This window comes from Sphingomonas sp. PP-CE-3G-477, assembly GCF_003050745.1.
In the GTDB taxonomy this organism is placed as follows: Bacteria; Pseudomonadota; Alphaproteobacteria; order Sphingomonadales; family Sphingomonadaceae; genus Sphingomonas.
The window spans coordinates 25,451-45,886 of the sequence record NZ_QAOF01000009.1; the positions used below are offsets into that span (position 1 = coordinate 25,451).

Sequence of the window (20,436 nt, forward strand, 5' to 3'; positions counted from 1 at the left end):
TCCAGCAAATCCGCCAAGGGAACCGCATGTCGATTGACACCATCGCCCTCAGGAAAGCGCTACATCTGTTCTATTTGAAGGATTCGATCCGTTCTACCAAACTAAAGCGTGAGGCGAAGGACGAACTTGCAAGGCGATCCGGACAGAAGTCTCTAGCCCGGCATTTTCACTACCCGTTCTGGGCGGATGCAAAAAGTCATGCGGCAGGAAAGAGCGATCTCACCGAGTCGACCGACCGGCAAATCGAACGAGATTGGCATCGGAAAAACCTGTACCCTAAACTGCGTGACGGATTTCTACACTGGTGGAACGAAACACGGCGCTGGATCAATGAGGATATTGAGGAGTTCCCGAATTCGATCAGCGGGACGTGCGGTTTTGCAGACATCGAAGGAATAGTCCGGGTCGACAATCTCATGTCGTTAAAAGTCGGAACCGACAAGACGCGGCTGATCTATCCCTATTTTTCCGACAGGCCTACCTTGTCCGAGGAAGCCGCGCGGATAGGCCTGTGGGCTATGAGTAGAGCACTGCCAAATCACGGCATCGATGACATGCGAATTCTCGATGTCATTCGAGGAGAAACCTTTTCTGTCGATCGGCATCCTCTACAAGGAGACGAGGAAGCGATTTTCCGTCACCGCTATTCAAGCGTCTTACGAGAATGGCGCCTGTTGCTCAGCGAACTTGGCTGACAATTACCAAGAGCCACCAACATTCTCAATCGCAGCGAGCAACGCGATTTTGCTGTCCGTACGGCGTAGACCGGAATTGCGCGGCATAGCGATATCACCGAGCATCTCGCGCCGACGCGTCACGCCCTGCCCAAAACTGGCGAGCGACATGCCTCGAGGGCTATTGGAGGTCTTCAATGCCATATGCGGTATCGGTTTCTTCGCGAATCCTACGATCCAGATAGCTACTATCTTCGCCTTGATAAAGGCTGAATAACACTTGTGCCTGTCCCAGCATGTCAGGGGCCGACCTAGAAGCATATTGCCCCATCCGATCGGCAATCAAGTCCTCCACCGAAATCACGGCGAACTGATCGCCTGCTGAGGTATCGATAAGCTTCACGCGATCCCGTTCCGCCCTGCCATCCATCAGAGCCGAGCCAACGACCTCGAAGCCAAGCTTCAACTTGGGATGTATCCAGCCGCGCGTCAGCTTACCGGGACCAGATGGCTTGACGAAACCATTAGCCTGTAATGCCTGCTCAAGAACATCCTGCCTAGCGGTGACAAGATCAAAATCGCCCGTCGCGATGTCGCTGGCCGAGTAGAGTTCCACTGCTGCGCCACCCACTAGGACAGGTCGCAAGAACCCTCTCCGCTCCACAACCTCGCTGACGATAGCGAAAAGCTCTAGAGCGGCGATGAATTCCGGGCGATAAGGACTCACCCCGCCGAAGCCTTTTGCACCTTTTCGGGCACCCGCTTCTCCAACAACGGCGCCAGATACTTCCCCGTAAAGCTGCCCTTGGCCTTCGCTACCTTCTCCGGCGTGCCTTCGGCGACGATCTCGCCACCCTTGACGCCGCCTTCGGGGCCCAGGTCTAGGACCCAGTCGGCGGTCTTGATGACGTCGAGATTGTGTTCGATCACGACGACCGTGTTGCCTTGCTCGACCAGCGCGTGGAGGACTTCGAGCAATTTCCGCACATCCTCGAAATGGAGCCCGGTGGTGGGTTCGTCGAGGATGTAGAGCGTGTTGCCAGTGGCGCGGCGCGAGAGTTCCTTGGCGAGCTTGACGCGTTGCGCTTCGCCGCCCGAAAGCGTCGTCGCCTGCTGGCCGACCTTGACGTAGCCGAGGCCGACCTCGACCAGCATCGCCATCTTGTCGCGGATCGGGGGGACCGCCTTGAAGAACTCGGCGGCGTCCTCGACCGTCATGTCGAGCACGTCGGCGATCGAATGGCCCTTGAACTTCACCTCGAGCGTCTCGCGATTGTAGCGCGCGCCGTGGCAGACGTCGCAGGTGACGTAGACGTCGGGGAGGAAGTGCATCTCGATCTTGAGCACGCCGTCGCCCTGGCACGCCTCGCAGCGGCCGCCCTTGACGTTGAAGCTGAAACGGCCGGGCTTGTAGCCGCGCGCCTGCGATTCCGGCAGGCCGGCGAACCAGTCGCGGATCTGCGTGAAGCTGCCGGTGTAGGTGGCGGGGTTGCTGCGCGGGGTGCGGCCGATCGGCGACTGGTCGATGTCGATGACCTTGTCGAGATACTGGAGGCCGGTGATCTTGTCGTGCTTGCCCTGGACGATGCGCGCGCCGTTCAGCTCGCGTGCGGCGGCGGCGTAGAGCGTGTCGATCGTAAAGCTCGACTTGCCCGAGCCGGACACGCCGGTGATGCAGGTGAAGGTGCCGAGCGGCAGGCTGGCGGTGACGCCGCGCAGATTGTTGGCGACCGCGTTGTGGACGGTGAGCTTCTTGCCGTTACCCTTCCGGCGCGTCGCCGGGACCGGGACTTCGCGCGTGCCGTTGAGGTAGTCGGCGGTGATGCTGCCCTTCGACTTGAGGATCTGCTTCAGCGTGCCCTGCGCGACGACCTGGCCGCCGCGGACGCCGGCGCCGGGGCCCATGTCGATAATGTAGTCGGCGGTCCGGATCGCGTCCTCGTCATGCTCGACGACGAGCACGGTGTTGCCGAGATCGCGCAGACGGCGGAGCGTCTTGAGGAGCATGTCGTTGTCGCGCTGGTGCAGGCCGATCGAGGGCTCGTCGAGGACGTAGAGCACGCCGGACAGGCCGCTGCCGATCTGCGACGCGAGGCGGATGCGCTGGCTTTCGCCGCCGCTGAGCGTGCCGCTGGTGCGGTCGAGGTTGAGGTAGTCGAGGCCGACGTTGTTGAGGAAGCCCAGCCGTTCGACGATCTCCTTGAGGATGCGTTCGGCGATCGCGTTCTGCTGGTCGCCGAGGTGCTGCGGCATGTCGGTGAAGAACTGGAGCGCGTCGACCACCGAGAGATGCGTGGCGTAGGAGATGTCCTTCATCGCGATCTTGACCGCGAGTGCTTCTGGTTTCAGGCGCGCGCCGCCGCAGACTTCGCAAGGCGCGGCGGACTGGTACTTGCTCAGTTCCTCGCGCATCCAGGCGGAGTCGGTCTGGAGCATGCGGCGGTTGAGGTTGCCGATGACGCCCTCGAACGGCTTCGACACGTCGTATTTCTTCTTGCCGTCGATGAAGGTGAGCGTGACGGGCTTGCCCTTCGAGCCGTGCAGGATGGTGCTCTGGACCTCCGGCGGGAGGTCGGACCAGGGCGTCTCGATGTCGAACTTGAACTCGCGCGCGAGGCTGCCGAGGACCTGCATGTAATACGGGCTGGGCGGGTTGGATTTCGCCCAAGGGACGACTGCGCCCTTCTTGATGCTGAGCATGTGGTTGGGGACGACGAGGTCTTCGTCGAACAGCAGTTTCTCGCCGAGGCCGTCGCAGGCCGGGCATGCGCCCTGGGGGGCGTTGAACGAGAACAGCCGCGGCTCGATCTCGGAGATGGTGAAGCCGCTGACCGGGCACGCGAACTTCTCGCTGAACACGATGCGGCCGTCGGGGGCGTTGTTGCCGAGGATCTCGGACTTGGGGGTGTGCGGTTCGACCGGGTCGGCGGGGTCGACATAGGCGAGGCCGTCGGCGAGTTTCAGTGCGGTTTCGAAGCTCTCGGCCAGACGCGTGGCGATCTCGCCGCCGACGACGAGGCGGTCGACGACGACTTCGATGTCGTGCTTGTACTTCTTGTCGAGCGCGGGGGCTTCGTCGATGTCGTGGATCGTGCCGTCGATGCGGACGCGCGCGAAGCCCGCCTTCTGCCACTCGGCGAGTTCCTTGCGGTACTCGCCCTTGCGGCCGCGGACGACGGGAGCGAGCAGGTACAGGCGCGTGCCCTCGGGGAGCGCCATGACGCGGTCGACCATCTGGCTGACGGTCTGCGCTGCAATGGGTTCACCAGTGGCGGGGGAATACGGGATGCCGACGCGCGCCCAGAGCAGGCGCATGTAATCGTAGATCTCGGTGACGGTGGCGACGGTCGAGCGCGGGTTGCGCGACGTCGTCTTCTGCTCGATCGAGATCGCGGGCGACAGGCCCTCGATATGGTCGACGTCGGGCTTCTGCATCAGTTCGAGGAACTGGCGGGCATAGGCGGAGAGGCTCTCGACGTAGCGGCGCTGGCCCTCGGCGTAGATCGTGTCGAAGGCGAGGCTCGACTTGCCCGAGCCCGAGAGGCCGGTGATCACCGTGAGCGTGTCGCGGGGGATGTCGATGTCGACGTCCTTGAGGTTGTGCTCGCGCGCGCCGCGTACGGAAATCTTGGTCAGCATGAGGCTGGTTCTACTTCTGTTCTGATCGGGAGACTAGTGGGAGAGATAGGAATGCATGAGGCCGGGTGCCAGTTCATCCGGGACGATCGATTGGCGAGATCGATTGCGCATCATCGGGCGACGGGTGCCGACGGCGCTTGAAACGCCGGGACGGATTGGCGACAACCGACGGACTGACCGGTACGTCAGGGGGACGATGATGAGGGGATTCGACCGATGCCACTGATGCTGGCGCTGAGCGCCGCCGCCGCGATCGCCGAGCCTGCCGCGACCGCGCCGATGACGCCGTCGGGCCGGTGGAACGTCGATTACGGCGATACGGCCTGCACGCTCGGCCGGACGTACGGTACCGGCAAGGCCGAGACGGTGCTGGCGATGCGCCAGTTGCCGTTGGGGTCCACGCTCGAGATGATGATCTATACCAACGATCGGAATGGCGCGATGCGGTTGGGACAGGCGACGATCACGCTTGCGGGGGGCGGATCGGACGAGAGCCGGTACGAGAGTTATCCGACGCAGGCGACGGGCAAGCGGATGACGCGGATGCCCGTCGACATCGCGCTGTTCGAGACGCTGCCGGCCAAGACCGGGCCAACGGATACGAACCCGGCCAGCGCGAAGCCGGCCGACGCGGTGCTGCGGGTCTCGCCGGAGAAGATGCCCGGATGGGCGTTCGTCATGCCCAATGCGAAGGCGGCGTTCGAGGCGTTGGCCAAATGCAACGACGCGACAGTCAAGCTGTGGGGCATCGATCCGACCGAACGGTCGCGGATCGCCCAGCCGGCGGAGCCGCGATCCCCCGAAAGCTGGGTCACGACCAACGACTATCCGATGAGCGTCGTCGGCAAGGGCGCGCAAGGGACGTCGACGATCCTGTGGACGATCAGCCTCGACGGACACGCTGTCGATTGCCGTACCGTGGTGACGAGCGGAGAGGTCGAACTCGACAAGGCGGCCTGTCGGGCGATTGCCGCGCGGGCACGCTATACCCCGGCATTGGGCTTCGACGGCAAGCCGATGATCAGCCACAGCACGCGCAAAATAACGTGGCGGCTGCCGGGGACGTGGTCCGGCGGCAAGTGATCCAAACCGGGTGATCGTGGCGGGGTGATCGTGGCGGGGTGATCGTGGAAGGGGTCTGGCCCGGCATCCCGCGGGGTTGCGCTGCGGTATTGGTGTATTATCTTTATCGTACACATCAACCGGAACGGCACAGAGGGCGACATGGGCAAGAAGAAGGACAAGCGGGAGCGCAAGGAGCAGGAACAGGCCGCGGGCAAGCACGGCTGCGAGCCCGGCACCAAACACGGTGCCAAACACGACACCAGCCACGGCAACAGCCATGGGGGCTCCGCGCCGCTCGCGGGGATCGCCGCGGCGATCGCGCGACAGATGGGAACGCCCGTCGGTCGGCAGATGATCGCGGCCGGGCTGATGGCGGCGGCGACGGCGATCTCGAAGCATGACCCAAAGCCGAGCGTGCGGCCCGCCCCGCCGACGCCCCCTGCCCCGCCCTCCCCGCCAGCGGAGCCCGATGCATCCAAATCCGCACCCGACATGGTTGGCGATCAGGCCAAGCCGCAGGGCGCGAGTCCGTTTGCCGGGGATACGCCCGAGCCGCCGCGTAGCGAGACGAACCCGTTGCCGCCTGAATTCGCCAAGGTGCTCGATTCGGTATCTGCGGGACTCGATCGGCTAATCTCGGGGTTCGGCAAGCCGAAGGATACGCCGCCTTCGACGTGAGGGAACTGCCGTCAGATATCGAGACTGTTCTGGCGAGGCCCCGCTGGAGGATGTAGTTTTCCCGTCACGACTTCGGACCCGTCACGACTTCGGAAGCGCAGCCCTGGTTGATCTCAAGCAGGGCCGCGATCTGGTGATGATAGAGGCCCTGTGCCTGCAGCAGGCGGATCTGGTCGGCCATTTCATGCGTGACGGTCGGCGATGACTTGCGGTGCATCTCGTCCCTTTCATTTGGGACTCGCGCTTTGAGCATCGCCGATATTGGCGGACGAGAGTTGATCCGGTCAGATACTTACAGTCGCATCGCATGGCCATCGGTCGACGGCATCGGCGGCTTGCCATCCACCTCTGCGATCCTCAACGGCCTATCGTTTCGTACGCGGGGCGTCAGGCAGCCTTGAAATAGGCGATCGGCGCGCGGCGTCGGTCGCCTTTCGCGACGTACATCGCCTTGTCCGCGCGGGCGATGAGATCGGCGATCGCACCTGCGGTGTCCCCTTCGACGATGCCGATGCTGACGCCCGGTGCCGCGTCGACCGCCGCCGAGGTCGCCGAGGTCGCCGTCGCCGTGGCCGTGGCCGTCGCGGTCATGACCTGTGCGAACTGACTGGCGATGCCGACGCCGATCATCCGCGCCCGTTCGATGCCGACGTCAGGCAGCAGGCAGACGAATTCATCGCCGCCCCAGCGGACGAGGTGGCCCCGTTTGCCGATCATGGCATGGGCGATGTCGGCGAGCGACCGGAGCGCGGCGTCTCCGGCAGCGTGGCCTTGGGAATCGTTGAGCGCCTTGAAGTGATCGACGTCGAGCATCATCGCGGTCAATCGTCCCACCGAAGAACGATCCGCCAGCGTCGCCGCGATACGGTCGACGCCCGCGCGGTTCAGGGCGCCGGTGAGCCAATCGCGCTCCATCTGCTCGCGCAGGGCATTCTGGCCACGCTCGGCCTGGAGGATCAGCAGCGAGAAGACGCGAAAGACGATGAAGGCGATCTGACCCGCGGCAAGCCAGGCACCGATGTCGTCGTGCATGCCGGTCAGCTGCGTACCGATACGGTCCTCATAGGCAAGCCATGCGCGGCCGACGAACAGCGGCACCGTGATCGCGAACAGCGTGGCGACGATCCAGCCGGTTTGCAGCGATTCCCGTCGGGCAAGACGCACCGCGGCGATGACGATGACGATGTCGAAGCCGGCGCGGACGACGCTGAGATAGGCGACGCGGAAGTGGAAATACGCCGGGTCTCCACTGACCACCAACGGCACGGCGATGACGGCGGCGATCGTCAGCAATGGCGTCAGGCGAGCGTCGGGGCGTGCGAACCGGAGTACCGCGCTGGCGATCAGCGCATAGCCAATCACCGCGGCTGGGTTCCCCGCGTTCGGCGCCCATGCGATGCCGATATGGTCGTTCAGGACCGCCATCATCGTCCCGAACCCGACGACGAGATGCCCGCCGCCCCACAACGCGGCCCAATCGCCGAACCGGCCGGTCGCGACCGGCGCGAGGTGGACGATCCCAGCGACGAGCATGCCAAGCGCCGCAACGACGTAGAGAGTAGTGAGATCGAGCGCCACGGACACCTGCTTGTTCGTTCGTTTCACGCGCTACTAGGTTGGCTTTGCTAAGGAATAGTTTGATTTAAGTTGTTTTTTTGCGCGCGGGGTCCGCGTCGGCGGTCGCGTTCGGACGCGTGGAAGCGTGGCCGGGATCCTGTCGGCGTGGCGACGGTCGGAGTGCGGGCTTTTCCACGGTCATTCGTCTGTCGGGTTGCGTTCCGGCGGACGTTTTTGGATGTCTCTGAGCGTGAAGGACGGTTCGTAATGCGACATCTGCCAGAATACCGGCATCGTGTCGGGCGTGTGCGGTACGTTTGAGATGCAGCGTGGACGGCAGGGGGGCGATGCATCGCCGGGCCGACCACAGTTGCTTCTCCGCAAAGGCGGAGTATGGCGCCCGGCGTTCTAGAGAGCGCGGGAACATCGGGGGTCCGACCGACCGACGGGTTGCGCTGCTCATGGGTATAGATCGTAGGGAAATTGTGTTGGCCGGACAGGGGCAAAGCCCCTGTCGTCGGACGCGGCTTTTGGCCGCGCCGGCCGATCCGACCGCTTAGGGCTCGGCCGTAGCTTGCGCTACGGCCTTGCGCGGTCAGATGTGTATCGGCTTGCCCTGCACCGCCATCGCCGCTTCCTTGATCGCCTCGGCATGCGTCGGATGCGCATGGCACGTGTAGGCGATGTCTTCGCTGGTCGCACCAAATTCCATCGCGATGGCGGCTTCGGCTATCAGCGTGCCGGCGAGGCTCGAGACGATCCAGACGCCGAGAACGCGGTCGGTCTTGGCGTCGGCGATGATCTTCACGAAGCCGTCGGTGTCGCGGTTGGTCTTGGCGCGGCTGTTGGCCGCGAAGGGGAACTTGCCGACCTTGATGCCGCCGGATTCTGCGGTCTTTTCCTTCGCCGCTTCTTCGGTGAGGCCGACGCCGGCGATCTCGGGCATCGTGTAGACGACGCTCGGGATGACGTCCTCGTTGACGATGCCGGTCTGGCCGGCGATGTTTTCCGCGACCGCGACGCCCTCGTCCTCGGCCTTGTGTGCGAGCATCAGCCCGGGGATGCAGTCGCCGATCGCCCAGACGCCGTCGACCTTCGTGCGGAACGAGTGGTCGGTTTCGATCTGGCCGCGCTTGTTGAGCTCGAGGCCGATGGCTTCGAGGTTGAGGCCGTCGACGTTCGCTTTCCGCCCGATCGATACGAGCACCGCGTCGGCGGTCAGCGTCTCGGATGCGCCACCGGCAGCGGGCTCGACGGTGACGGTCGCGACGCCGTTGTCGACGGTCACGCCGGTGACCTTGGTCGAGAGCTTCAGTTCCATGCCCTGCTTCTTGAAGAGCTTGGCGGTCTCGCGGCGGACTTCGCCGTCGAAGCCGGGGAGGATCTGGTCGACGAACTCGACGACCGTGACCTTCGCGCCGAGGCGACGCCAGACGCTGCCCAGTTCGAGGCCGATCACGCCGCCGCCGATGACGACCATGTGCTCGGGGACCTTGGGGATCTCAAGCGCGCCGGTGCTGTCGACGACGGTCTTCTGGTCGACCGTGACGCCGGGGAGCGGCATGACGCTGGAGCCGGTGGCGATGACGATGTTCTTCGCGGTGACCTTCTGGCCCGCGACGTCGACGGTGTGCGCGTCCTGGAACGCGGCCTTGCCCTTGAGCCAGGTTACCTTGTTCTTCTTGAACAGGAATTCGACGCCGCCGGTGAGTTCCTTGACGGCCTTGGCCTTCTCGGCGTGCATCTGGTCGAGGTTCAGCGTGACGCCCTGGAAGTCGATGCCGAACTTCGTCATGTGGCCGCCCTTGGCTTCCTCGTAGATCTCGGAGGCGTGGAGCAGCGCCTTGGACGGGATGCAGCCGACGTTGAGGCAGGTGCCGCCGAGCGTCTCGCGGGACTCGGCGCAAGCGGTGCGCAGGCCGAGCTGCGCTGCACGGATCGCCGCGACGTAACCGCCGGGGCCCGCACCGATCACGAGGACGTCATAGTCGTAGTCAGCCATGTTATGCTCCAGCGGGGAACGGCTTACTGCGTTCGCCGTCCTTGGTTATCGTTGTGATGTGGCCTTCGAAGCCACCACCGGCCAACACTGCGATCAGGCGGTCGGCGATGGCATCCGGATGCACGCGGTTCAGTCGATTATATAGTATCGCGCGGGGCGCAGGGTAACCACGGTTGAAGATCAGGTCGCCGAAGTCGCGGTCGTCCGTGATCAATATGAGCGCCGCGATATCGCCTCGCGCCAGTATCTCCGGATCCTTTGCGCCGCGCGATGTTTCCCGGATCCATTCGACGGCGTGACCAGCACTTCGCAACCGCGCGACGACAACCGGATGCTGGTTTTCGTCGGCGAGCAGATGCACCCGTCAGGCCGCTTTGCGCTGCGCCGCGACCGTCGAGTCGACCAGCAGGTCTCGCGCGAACGCGATCGCTGCACGGACGTCATCCTCGGTGATATGATCGAAGGCGGCGAGAACATCGGTGATGCTCGCACCGTCTTCGAAATATTCGAGGATCAGCTCGACCGATATCCGCGTACCCTTCACCACGGGCTTGCCGCCCAGGATTTCAGGGTCCGAATGGATATGGTCGCGCCAGTTCATCGCTACCTCACAGGTCGATCAGGATACGGGTCGGATCCTCGATAGCATTTTTCAGCGCCACCAGGAACGTCACGGCTTCGCGGCCGTCGATCAGGCGGTGGTCGTAGCTGAGCGCGAGGTACATCATCGGGCGGATGACGATCTGGCCGTTGACGACGACCGGGCGCTCCTCGATGCGGTGGAGGCCCAGCACGGCCGACTGCGGCGGATTGATGATCGGGGTCGACATCAGCGAGCCGAACACGCCGCCGTTCGAGATCGTGAAGGTGCCGCCCTTCATCTCGTCCATCTTGAGCGCGCCTTCCTTGGCGCGCTTGCCGAAGTCGCCGATCGTCTTCTCGATCGTCGCGACCGACATCTGGTCGGCATCGCGGATCACGGGGACGACGAGGCCGCCCGGCGACGAGACCGCGACCGAGATGTCGGCGTAATCGTGATAGACGATGTCGTCGCCGTCGATCGATGCGTTGACCGACGGGATGTCGCGCAGCGCCATGGTCGCGGCCTTCACGAAGAAGCCCATGAAGCCTAACCGGACGCCGTGCTTCTTCTCGAACAGGTCCTTGTACTTGGCGCGCGCCTCGATCACCGCGGTCATGTCGACGTCGTTGAACGTCGTCAGCATGGCAGCCGTGTTCTGCGCTTCCTTGAGGCGCTTGGCGATCGTCTGGCGGAGGCGCGTCATGCGGACGCGTTCTTCACCGCGACCCGATCCGGCGGCAGGGGCTGCGGCCGGTGCGGGCGCTGCGGCGGGCGCCGGTGCGGGCTTGCTCGACGCGGCGGCGGTCACGTCTTCCTTGGTGATGCGACCGTCTCGGCCGGTGCCCTTGACCGTGCCGGGGTCGACGCCGTGCTCGAGCACCGCGCGGCGGACCGACGGGGAGAGCGCAGCGGGTGAATCGCTGGTGCCGGCACCGGGCTGGTCGCCGTAACCTGCGCCGGACTCGTCCTTCGCAGGAGCGGCGGGCGTTGCGGTCGCGGCCGGCTCTGGCGCCTTGGCGGGCGCGGCGGCGGCGCCATCACCGGAGTCGATCGTGGCGAGCATCGCGCCGACCTGCACGGTGTCGCCGACGGCAACGGCGTGCTGGCCCATGACGCCGGCGACCGGCGACGGGACCTCGACCGAGACCTTGTCGGTCTCGAGGCTTGCAATCGGCTCGTCGACCGCGACGGGATCGCCGGGCTGCTTCAGCCACTCGCCGAGGGTGGCTTCGGTGATCGATTCACCCAGGACGGGGACGGTGACTTCGGTTGCCATGTTTGCTTCTACCTTTTGTGCTCCTGCGGACGCAGGGGCCTAGGGTTACTCTGCCGGACCCTGGGTTCCTGCTTTCGCAGGAATACAGGGTCCGGGTTCAATCAGTTTGCGCGGGTGCGGCGGATTTCGTCGCGGACGGAGTGGCCGAGCGCGTCGGCGACGAGCGCGCCCTGTTCGGCCTGGTGACGCTTCATCAGGCCGGTCGCGGGCGATGCCGAGGCGTTGCGGCCCGCATAGCGCGCGCGCTTCACGCGGGAGTCGACCGTTGCCAGCGCCTCCTCGATCAGCGGCTCGACGAAGAACCAGTAGCCGTTGTTCTTCGGCTCTTCCTGCGCCCAGACGATCTCTTCCAGGTTCGGCATCCGTGCGACGCGCTCGGCGATCGGGTTGCCGGGGAAGGGATAGAGCTGTTCGACGCGGACGATCTGCGTGTCGGTGTCGCCCGCCGCGTCGCGTGCCTCGATCAGGTCGTACGCGACCTTGCCGGTGCACAGGACCAGACGCTTCGTGTCGACGTCGGCGGCCGGATTGGTATCCGACAACAGGCGACGGAAGTGGCTGTCGCCCTGGAAATCCTCCGCATTCGAAACCGCCAGCTTGTGGCGCAGTAACGACTTCGGCGTCATCACGATCAGCGGCTTGCGGAAGTTGCGGTGCATCTGCCGGCGGAGCAGGTGGAAATAATTCGCCGGGCTGGTGCAGTTCGCGACCTGGATGTTGTCGTCGGCGCACGATTGCAGGAAGCGCTCGGGACGTGCCGAGCTATGCTCAGGCCCCTGCCCTTCATAGCCGTGCGGGAGCAGCATCACGAGGCCGTTGGCGCGAAGCCACTTCGACTCGCCCGACGTGATGAACTGATCGATCATGATTTGCGCGCCGTTGACGAAATCGCCGAACTGCGCCTCCCAGAGGACCAAAGTCTTCGGGTCGGCGAGCGCATAGCCATATTCAAAGCCGAGCACGCCGTACTCGGACAGCGGACTGTCGAGCACTTCGAAACGGCCGTGCTCGATCTCCTGCAACGGCACGTACTTGTGCTCGTCGGTCTGGTCGACCCAGACGGCATGACGCTGCGAGAAGGTGCCGCGGCCCGAATCCTGGCCGGACAGACGGACGCCGTACCCTTCCGAGAGCAGGCCGCCGAACGCGAGTGCTTCGCCGGTCGCCCAGTCGAAGACCTTGCCCGACTTGAACATCTCGCGCTTGGCATCGATCACGCGGTTGAGCGTCTTGTGGATCTTCACGCTGTCGGGGATCGTCGTCAGCGTGCGGCCGAGCGAGTCGAACAGCTTCTGGCTGAGGCCGGTCTCGACGTTGCGACGCGCCGACGCGCCATCGGTGGGCGCGCTGAGGCCGGTCCAGCGACCGCCGAACCAGTCGGCCTTGTTCGGCTTGTACGACGACCCGGCTTCGAACTCGCCCTCGAGACGGAGCGTGAACTGCTTCACGTTCTCATCGATCCAAGGCTGGTCGATCACGCCTTCCTTGATCAGGCGATCGCCGTACACCGACGAGACGCCTGGGTGCTTGCGGATGATGTCATACATCAGCGGCTGCGTGAACGACGGCTCGTCGCCCTCATTGTGACCAAAGCGGCGATAGCACCACATGTCGATCACGATGTCGCGGTGGAACTTCTGGCGGAATTCCATCGCCATCTTGGTTGCGAAGGTGACCGCCTCGGGATCGTCGCCGTTGACGTGGAAGACCGGCGCCTGGACGCCCTTGGCGACATCCGACGGGTAAGGCGACGAGCGCGCGAACTGCGGCGAGGTCGTGAAGCCGACCTGGTTGTTGATGATGAAGTGGACGCAACCGCCGGTGTTGTAGCCGCGGATGCCGGAGAAGCCGAGGCACTCCCAGACGATCCCCTGCCCCGCGAACGCCGCGTCGCCGTGGATCAGCACGGGCAGGCTGGCGACATGGTCCTTGAGGTCGTTGTTGAGCGTCTGGATCGCGCGCGTCTTGCCGAGCACGACCGGGTCGGCGGCTTCGAGATGCGACGGGTTGGCGACCAAGCTCATGTGAACCTTGTGGCCGTCGAACTCACGATCGGTGCTGGTGCCGAGGTGATACTTGACGTCGCCCGAACCGCCGATGTCGTCGGGGTTGGCCGAACCACCGGCGAATTCGTGGAAGATCACGCGCAACGGCTTGGCCATCACGTTGGCGAGCACGTTGAGGCGACCGCGATGCGCCATGCCGATGACGAGCTCGCGCACGCCCATCTGGCCGCCATATTTGATCACGCTCTCAAGCGCGGGGATCATCGATTCGCCGCCGTCGAGGCCGAAGCGCTTCGTGCCGACATACTTCTTGCCGAGGAATTTCTCCCACTGCTCGGCCTCGATCACCTTGGTGAGGATCGCCTTCTTGCCGTCGATGGAGAATTCGATCGCCTTGTCCTGGCCCTCCATGCGCTCCTGGAGGAAGCGGCGCTCCTCGACGTCGGAGATGTGCATGTATTCGAGGCCGACATTGCCGCAGTAATTCTTGCGCAACGTGTCGACGAGCTCGCGGATCGAGACCCATTCGAAGCCCATCGTGCCGCCGAGATAGACCTTCCGGTCGATGTCGGCGTCGGAGAACCCGTGATATTCGGTCTTCAGATCCTCGGGCATCTCGCGCTTCGAAAGGCCGAGCGGATCGAGGTTCGCGGCGAGGTGACCACGGACACGGTAGGTGCGGACGAGCAGCTGCGCGCGGATCGCGTCGGCCGCGGCCTTGGCGATCTCTTCCTTCGAGACGGGCGCGGGCGCTGCTGCTGCGGGGGCTGGTTTCCCCTTTGCGGGCTTGGGCGCGGGCTCCATCTGGGTCGGATCGAGCGCTGCGGTCAGGTCGTCCGTGGTGGTGAGCGGCCAGCGGGCGCTCTCCCAGCTCGGGCCCTGCGCGGAGCCTTCGAGACCTTCGAAGAACGCGCGCCAACCGGATTCGACCGAGGCCGGGTCCGCGTTGAACTTGGCGTAGAGCGTCTCCACGAACGCCGGGCTGACGCCGGCTGCGATATCGCTGAAATCCTGGCCTTCGTAGCCCATGTCGTTCGTCCTTATCCCTTCTCCCGCTGGGAGAAGGAGGGGCTCGCCCACAATTGCGGGCGAGAGGATGAGGGTGATCGGCGCCCATCGCCCTCACCCTTCCGCTACCTTATAGGCAGCTCCCTCCCTCTCCCGATGGGAGAGGGAGCAGTTAGTTCAGCCCTTCAACACGCTCAGCAGCGTCTCGCCGAGCAGGCTGGGGCTTTCCGAAACGCGGATCCCGGCAGCTTCCATCGCCGCGATCTTGCTCTCCGCGTCGCCCTTGCCGCCCGACACGATCGCGCCGGCATGGCCCATGCGGCGGCCCGGAGGCGCCGTACGACCGGCGATGAAGCCTGCCATCGGCTTCGACCGACCGCGCTTGGCTTCGTCGCGGAGGAACTGTGCCGCCTGCTCTTCTGCGTCGCCGCCGATTTCGCCAATCATGATGATCGACTGCGTCTCGTCGTCGGCGAGGAACAGCTCGAGCACGTCGATGAAGTTCGTGCCGTTGACCGGATCGCCACCGATGCCGACCGCGGTCGTCTGACCAAGGCCTGCGTTCGACGTCTGGAACACCGCCTCATAGGTGAGCGTGCCTGAACGGCTGACAACGCCGACCGAGCCCTTCTTGAAGATCGAGCCCGGCATGATGCCGATCTTGCACTCGCCGGGGGTCAGCACGCCGGGGCAGTTCGGGCCGATGAGCCGCGACTTGGAGCCCGACAGCGCGCGCTTGACCTTGACCATGTCGAGGACGGGAATGCCCTCGGTGATCGCGACGATCAACTCGATCTCGGCGTCGATCGCCTCGAGAATCGAATCGGCGGCGAAGGGGGGCGGCACGTAGATGACCGACGCGGTCGCACCGGTCATCGCCTTGGCTTCGGCGACGGTGTTGTAGACGGGGAGGTCGAGGTGGGTCGTACCGCCCTTGCCGGGCGTGACGCCGCCGACCATCTGCGTGCCGTATTCCAGCGCCGCCTTGGTGTGGAAGCTGCCGGTTTCGCCAGTCATGCCTTGCGTGATGACCTTGGTGTTCTTGTCGACGAGGATGCTCATCTAATTTTCTCTCTCTTGTTCCCCGGCGGAGGCCGGGGCCCAGTTGGGAAGGCGGATCAGTTTGGCGTCAGCGTATCGAACAGATCATCCCAGTTCGGGTTCATCCCTTCGATCTCTTTCACCTTCCAGTCCCGTTTCCATTCCTTCATCCGCAGCTCGCGCTGCCGGGCGGCGTCCAGATCGTCATAAACTTCGTACCAGACGAGCAGATGACAACCATGTTTCTTCGTAAACCCTGCGACGGCACCGTTGCGATGCTCCCAAACACGTTTGGGAAGATTGCTGGTGACGCCGAGATAGATCGTCCCGTTCCGCCTGCTGGCCATGATGTAGACGCAGAAGGCGGTATCCATCTCGGGAGTTCTCCCAACTGGGCCCCGGCCTTCGCCGGGGAACAGCAGATTGGTTTAGCTCACGTCTTCAAATCAGTTGAGCGAACCATCGATACCCTTACAGGCGACGATCAGTTCCTTGACCGCATCGACCGACACGGTGAGGTTCTGCTTGGCTTCATCATCCAGCTTAATCTCGACGATCTTCTCGACGCCGCCGGCACCGATCACCACCGGCACGCCGACGTACAGATCGGTAAGGCCGTACTCGCCCGACACATACGCCGCCGCCGGCAGCACGCGCTTCTGATCGTACAGATACGCCTCGGCCATCGCGATGCCGCTGGTCGCCGGCGCGTAGTATGCCGAACCCGTCTTCAGCAGGGCGACGATCTCGCCGCCGCCGCCGCGCGTGCGCTTGACGATCGCGTCGATCTTTTCCTGGCTCGACATGCCCATCGCGATGAGATCCGGCACCGGGATGCCCGACACGGTCGAGTAGCTGATGACCGGGACCATCGTGTCGCCGTGACCGCCAAGCACGAAGCTGGTGACGTCCTTGACCGAGACCTTGAACTCCTCGGCGAGGAAGTGGCTGAAGCGTGCCGAGTCGAGCACGCCGGCCATGCCGACGACCATGTGGTGCGGCAGACCCGAGAACTCGCGGAGTGCCCAGACCATCGCGTCGAGCGGGTTGGTGATGCAGATCACGAATGCGTTCGGGGCGTTATTCTTGATGCCCTCGCCGACGGCCTTCATGACCTTCAAATTGATGCCGAGCAGGTCGTCGCGGCTCATGCCGGGTTTCCGCGCGACACCGGCGGTGACGATGATGACGTCCGCGCCGGCGATATCGGCGTAATCGTTCGAGCCGGTAATCTGCGAGTCGAGGCCTTCGACCGGGCCGCACTGCGACAGGTCGAGCGCCTTGCCCTGGGGGATGCCCTCGGCGACGTCGAACAGGACGATATCGCCAAGGCCCTTGAGTGCTGCGAGGTGCGCGAGCGTACCGCCGATGTTACCGGCGCCGATCAGCGCGATCTTCTTGCGAGCCATTCCAATCCGTCTCCGTCTGATGTGCGGGGTGATTGGTGACGCCGGTTACGCGCATTATCCCGCCACGGCAACCGCTAAAAGGACAAAAGCAGGTTGTTATTGCAACTCGTTCGCATGTGCAATAAGACTAGAGATGGCCCTCGGCGAGATAGTCCTCGGACCGCATCTCTTCGAGGCGGCTGATCGTGCGGTCGAATTCGAACCTGCCATCGCCGCTTTCGTAAAGGTCTCCCGGTTGCGCATCGGCGGCGGCGAGCAGCTTGACCTTGTGCTCGTACAGCGCGTCGATCAGCGCCACGAACCGCGCCGCCTCGTTGCGGTTCTCGGGGCCGAGCTTGGGGATGCCGACGAGGATGACGGTGTGGAACTTCCGCGCGATGGCGAGGTAGTCGGCCACCCCCCTCGCCTCCCCGCACAGCTTCTTGAAGCTGAACACCGCGACGCCCTTGAGCGATTTGGGCACCCGAAGCGTGCGACCTTGCACTACGAGGTCTTCGGCGGGAACATGCTCGCTGTCGTCGGTCGAGAAGTCGGTGAGGCGGAAGAACGCGGCGGAGAGTTGCGCGGTCGCCTCGGGGCCGTTGGGGACGAGCCACGTGTCCTGGCTGCCGAGCCGGTCGCGGCGATAGTCGACCGGGCCGTTGAGCGGGAGCACGTCGAGGCGCTGTTCGATCGTCGCGATGAAGGGCAGGAAATGCTCGCGGTTGAGGCCGTTCTTGTAGAGATCGGCGGGCGGGCGGTTGGACGTAGTGACGATCGTCACGCCGGAATCGAGCAGCGATGTCACCAGCCGCGACAGGATCATCGCGTCGGGGCTGTTGGTGACCATCATCTCGTCGAACGCGAGCAGCCGCGTCTCGTAGGCGATCGCGGTGGCGACAGGGACGATCGGGTCGCCGACTTCCTTGCGGCGCTCGGCGGCGATGCGTGCGTGGACCTCGAGCATGAACTCACCGAAGTGGACGCGGCGCTTCTCCTCGACGGGCGCGTTGGCGAAGAACAGGTCCATCAGCATCGACTTGCCGCGACCGACGCCGCCCCAGAGGTAGACGCCGCGCGGGTCTGGTTTCTTGGAGAAGCGCGCGAAGAAGCCAGTGGACTTGGGGGTGGCGAGTTCGGTGGCGAGGGTGTTAAGGCGCGCGGCGGCGGCGGCCTGTTCGGGGTCGGGGCGGAGTTCGCCTGACGCTACGAGCGCCTCATAGGCTTTGAGTACCGTCATTTCCGTTCCCCCGCGCAGGCGGGGGCCCAGGCCCCCAGGCGTTGTATGTGTGGCTCCTGGACTCCCGCGTGCGCGGGAGAACAGAGAAATGCCGGTGCTATCTGGCAGTCGGCTTGCGGATCGTGGCCGAGAAGGCGGCGATCTTGGTTTCGTCGTCCCCTTGCACCACGAGGCCCCGCAGGAACAAGAGGCGGCCGGTTTCCTTGAGCACCTCAACCTGCGCCTCGATCGGCTCGCCGACGCGGCCGCCGCCGATGAACTGCGTGTTGAGATCGAGCGTGACTGCGGTGCCGGCGGTGATCAGGCCGAAGCCTCTTGCGGCTGCGAACAAGGCGACGTCGATGAACGCGAGGAGCGCGCCGCCGTGGACGTTGTTCTGGAGGTTGGAATGGCGATGCTCGGGGGTGATGCGGACGCGGACGGTGGGGCCGTCGACGCGGTAGAGCATGGGGCCGAGCAACGTGTTGAAGCGGGTGGGGTCGGAGAGCGACCAGCTGCGCCAGCCTGAGTTGGCGGGGTCTTCGGCTTCGACGAAATGGGGTTTGTCAGTCATAAATTCCGTTCATCCCGAGTAGGCATCGAGCTTGTCGAGATGACGTATCGAATGACGTGTACCCCGATACGAGCTCTCGACTACGCTCGATCTCTACTCGGCACGAACGGGGTGGGGGGAAGGCAGGTCTTACCCCCCCCTAAGTCGGGAAAGGTAGGCCCCTCCCCCAACCGACCGGATCAGACGATCCGTTCGGCTTCCATCTTCTTGATCTCGGCGATCGCCTTGGCGGGGTTGAGACCCTTGGGGCACGCGTTCGCGCAGTTCATGATCGTGTGGCAGCGATACAGGCGGAACGGATCCTCGAGTTCGTCGAGGCGCTCGCCGGTCATCTCGTCGCGGCTGTCGGCGAGCCAGCGATAGGCCTGCAACAGGATTGCAGGGCCGAGGAACTTGTCGGCGTTCCACCAATAGCTCGGGCACGAGGTCGAGCAGCAGGCGCACAGGATGCACTCGTACAGGCCATCGAGCTTCGAGCGATCTTCCGGCGACTGGAGGCGCTCCTTGCCCGAGGGCGGCGGGGTGACGGTCTGCAGCCACGGCTTGATCGACGAATATTGCGCGTAGAAATGCGTGAAGTCGGGGACCAGATCCTTGATCACGTCCATGTGCGGCAGCGGCGTGATCTGGACCTCGCCCTTGCAATCCTCGATCGCGGTGGTGCAGGCTAGGCCGTTCTTGCCGTTGATGTTCATCGAGCACGAGCCGCAAATGCCCTCGCGGCACGACCGGCGGAAGGTGAGCGAGGAATCCTGCTCGCTCTTCATCTTGATCAGTGCGTCGAGCACCATCGGGCCGGTGTCGTCGAGATCGAGCTCGAAATTATCGTAGCGCGGGTTCTCGCCGCTGTCCGGATCGTAGCGGTAGACCTTGAACGATTTGAGACGCTTACCCCCGCTGGTCGAGGCGTGCTTGACGCCCTTCTTGACGACGCTGTTTTTCGGGAGCGAGAATTCGGCCATTGCGAGCGGTCCGTCCGTGGTGTGATTATAGGTTGTCAGAGCCGATACATGACAGGGGCCCTCCCCGCAAATCCTTAGCTTCGCGGGTGCAACATGCGTCACACCCGCTGTCGCGTTGCCTTCTACTCTCCGGTCAGATGATGTCGAGGACGAGCCCCAGGTCGCGGGCTTCCTGGGCTTCGATGTACCAGTTGGAGGGGGCCTTCTTCTTCAATTCCTCGAGCGACACCTTCGAGCCCTCGACGATCGCGCGGAAGCCTTCCTCCTGGATGTTGATCGAGTCCTCGATCTCGTGGAGCTTGGCCTTGAGCGTGTAGGACAGCGTGTTGAGCGGGCCGTTGAGTTCGATCGTGCTCTGCATCTGGCGCTCGTGGATCATGACGCGGCTGTTGCGGGTGAGGAAGCGGCTGTCGACCGGGAAAGCGGACATGAACGTCGCGCCCGCGGAGTAGACCGCGACCTTGCCGAGGAAGAGCGTCTCGCGGCCGGTATATTCGCGGAGCAGGCGGATGTTGTCGCCCATCGCGCGGGCGACTTCGGGGTCGCCGCCGAGCGTGGTGATCGAGACGACCAGCGGGCCTTCGGTGGGGGCGGCGACGAGTTGCGACTTGAAAGTGTCGTACATCGCGTCGTCGACGGGGCCGTGGAGGTGGATGTGGGGGGCGGCCAGCAACGGGTAGTTGCGGGCGTTCGAAGCGGGGGATGTGTCGGTCATGCCGCGGCAAACTTTTGCGGGGGCGGTGGGTTCCGAACAGGTTGCTGCA

Annotated in this window: 19 protein-coding genes; 3 read left to right on the forward strand and 16 right to left on the reverse strand. The window is 64.2% G+C overall.

The window, feature by feature from the left end; all coding sequences use genetic code 11:
* Positions 1 to 26: 26 nt before the first annotated feature.
* Positions 27 to 695 (forward strand): hypothetical protein, encoded by a 669-nt coding sequence (locus C8J45_RS15565; protein WP_107964047.1) that lies wholly within the window; start codon positions 27 to 29, stop codon positions 693 to 695.
* Positions 696 to 855: 160 nt separating this feature from the next.
* Here C8J45_RS15565 and C8J45_RS15575 read toward each other — a convergent pair whose 3' ends face one another.
* On the reverse strand, positions 856 to 1,401 hold the full coding sequence (locus tag C8J45_RS15575) for a hypothetical protein (protein ID WP_107964049.1): 546 nt from the start codon (positions 1,399 to 1,401) through the stop codon (positions 856 to 858).
* Positions 1,398 to 4,313 (reverse strand): excinuclease ABC subunit UvrA, encoded by a 2,916-nt coding sequence (gene uvrA, locus C8J45_RS15580; protein WP_056060637.1) that lies wholly within the window; start codon positions 4,311 to 4,313, stop codon positions 1,398 to 1,400. The genes C8J45_RS15575 and uvrA overlap by 4 nt, the downstream gene beginning before the upstream one ends.
* A gap of 216 nt (positions 4,314 to 4,529) precedes the next feature.
* Between uvrA and C8J45_RS15585 the strand changes: the two genes are divergently transcribed.
* On the forward strand, positions 4,530 to 5,396 hold the full coding sequence (locus C8J45_RS15585; protein WP_107964050.1) for an energy transducer TonB: 867 nt from the start codon (positions 4,530 to 4,532) through the stop codon (positions 5,394 to 5,396).
* A 141-nt stretch (positions 5,397 to 5,537) separates the two neighbouring features.
* The gene (locus C8J45_RS15590; protein ID WP_107964051.1) at positions 5,538 to 6,056 is read left to right on the forward strand and encodes a hypothetical protein; all 519 of its coding nucleotides are present in this window, start codon (positions 5,538 to 5,540) and stop codon (positions 6,054 to 6,056) included.
* Between the two features lie 64 nt (positions 6,057 to 6,120).
* Here C8J45_RS15590 and C8J45_RS19310 read toward each other — a convergent pair whose 3' ends face one another.
* The 14 genes from C8J45_RS19310 to C8J45_RS15655 form a co-directional block, all read right to left on the reverse strand.
* Complete coding sequence (locus C8J45_RS19310) at positions 6,121 to 6,273, reverse strand: hypothetical protein (protein ID WP_181321236.1); 153 nt, start codon at positions 6,271 to 6,273, stop codon at positions 6,121 to 6,123.
* A gap of 170 nt (positions 6,274 to 6,443) precedes the next feature.
* Entirely contained in the window at positions 6,444 to 7,661 is a 1,218-nt protein-coding gene (locus C8J45_RS15595) for a diguanylate cyclase (RefSeq protein WP_107964052.1), read from the reverse strand.
* A 547-nt stretch (positions 7,662 to 8,208) separates the two neighbouring features.
* Positions 8,209 to 9,615 (reverse strand): dihydrolipoyl dehydrogenase, encoded by a 1,407-nt coding sequence (gene lpdA, locus C8J45_RS15600; RefSeq protein ID WP_107964053.1) that lies wholly within the window; start codon positions 9,613 to 9,615, stop codon positions 8,209 to 8,211.
* 1 nt (position 9,616) lies between these two features.
* Positions 9,617 to 9,976: a DUF5615 family PIN-like protein gene (locus tag C8J45_RS15605; RefSeq protein WP_107964054.1), complete on the reverse strand. Its 360-nt coding sequence runs from the start codon at positions 9,974 to 9,976 to the stop codon at positions 9,617 to 9,619.
* 3 nt (positions 9,977 to 9,979) lie between these two features.
* Positions 9,980 to 10,216: a DUF433 domain-containing protein gene (locus tag C8J45_RS15610; protein ID WP_107964055.1), complete on the reverse strand. Its 237-nt coding sequence runs from the start codon at positions 10,214 to 10,216 to the stop codon at positions 9,980 to 9,982.
* A 7-nt stretch (positions 10,217 to 10,223) separates the two neighbouring features.
* Complete coding sequence (gene odhB / locus C8J45_RS15615) at positions 10,224 to 11,474, reverse strand: 2-oxoglutarate dehydrogenase complex dihydrolipoyllysine-residue succinyltransferase (protein WP_107964056.1); 1,251 nt, start codon at positions 11,472 to 11,474, stop codon at positions 10,224 to 10,226.
* A 101-nt stretch (positions 11,475 to 11,575) separates the two neighbouring features.
* Positions 11,576 to 14,509, reverse strand: coding sequence for a 2-oxoglutarate dehydrogenase E1 component (locus C8J45_RS15620; protein WP_107964057.1), 2,934 nt, complete (start codon positions 14,507 to 14,509; stop codon positions 11,576 to 11,578).
* 156 nt (positions 14,510 to 14,665) lie between these two features.
* Positions 14,666 to 15,550: a succinate--CoA ligase subunit alpha gene (gene sucD, locus C8J45_RS15625; RefSeq protein ID WP_093396778.1), complete on the reverse strand. Its 885-nt coding sequence runs from the start codon at positions 15,548 to 15,550 to the stop codon at positions 14,666 to 14,668.
* A 56-nt stretch (positions 15,551 to 15,606) separates the two neighbouring features.
* On the reverse strand, positions 15,607 to 15,903 hold the full coding sequence (locus C8J45_RS15630) for a GIY-YIG nuclease family protein (RefSeq protein WP_107964058.1): 297 nt from the start codon (positions 15,901 to 15,903) through the stop codon (positions 15,607 to 15,609).
* 72 nt (positions 15,904 to 15,975) lie between these two features.
* A complete protein-coding gene (gene mdh / locus C8J45_RS15635; RefSeq protein ID WP_107964059.1) occupies positions 15,976 to 16,938 on the reverse strand; it encodes a malate dehydrogenase in 963 nt (320 codons plus the stop codon).
* A gap of 127 nt (positions 16,939 to 17,065) precedes the next feature.
* On the reverse strand, positions 17,066 to 18,157 hold the full coding sequence (zapE, locus tag C8J45_RS15640) for a cell division protein ZapE (RefSeq protein WP_107964060.1): 1,092 nt from the start codon (positions 18,155 to 18,157) through the stop codon (positions 17,066 to 17,068).
* Positions 18,158 to 18,254: 97 nt separating this feature from the next.
* Complete coding sequence (locus C8J45_RS15645; protein WP_107964061.1) at positions 18,255 to 18,710, reverse strand: PaaI family thioesterase; 456 nt, start codon at positions 18,708 to 18,710, stop codon at positions 18,255 to 18,257.
* Between the two features lie 179 nt (positions 18,711 to 18,889).
* A complete protein-coding gene (locus C8J45_RS15650) occupies positions 18,890 to 19,672 on the reverse strand; it encodes a succinate dehydrogenase iron-sulfur subunit (RefSeq protein WP_056060672.1) in 783 nt (260 codons plus the stop codon).
* Between the two features lie 133 nt (positions 19,673 to 19,805).
* Positions 19,806 to 20,387, reverse strand: a complete 582-nt coding sequence (locus C8J45_RS15655) for a ClpP family protease (RefSeq protein ID WP_107964062.1) — start codon at positions 20,385 to 20,387, stop codon at positions 19,806 to 19,808.
* Between the last annotated feature and the right edge of the window lie 49 nt (positions 20,388 to 20,436).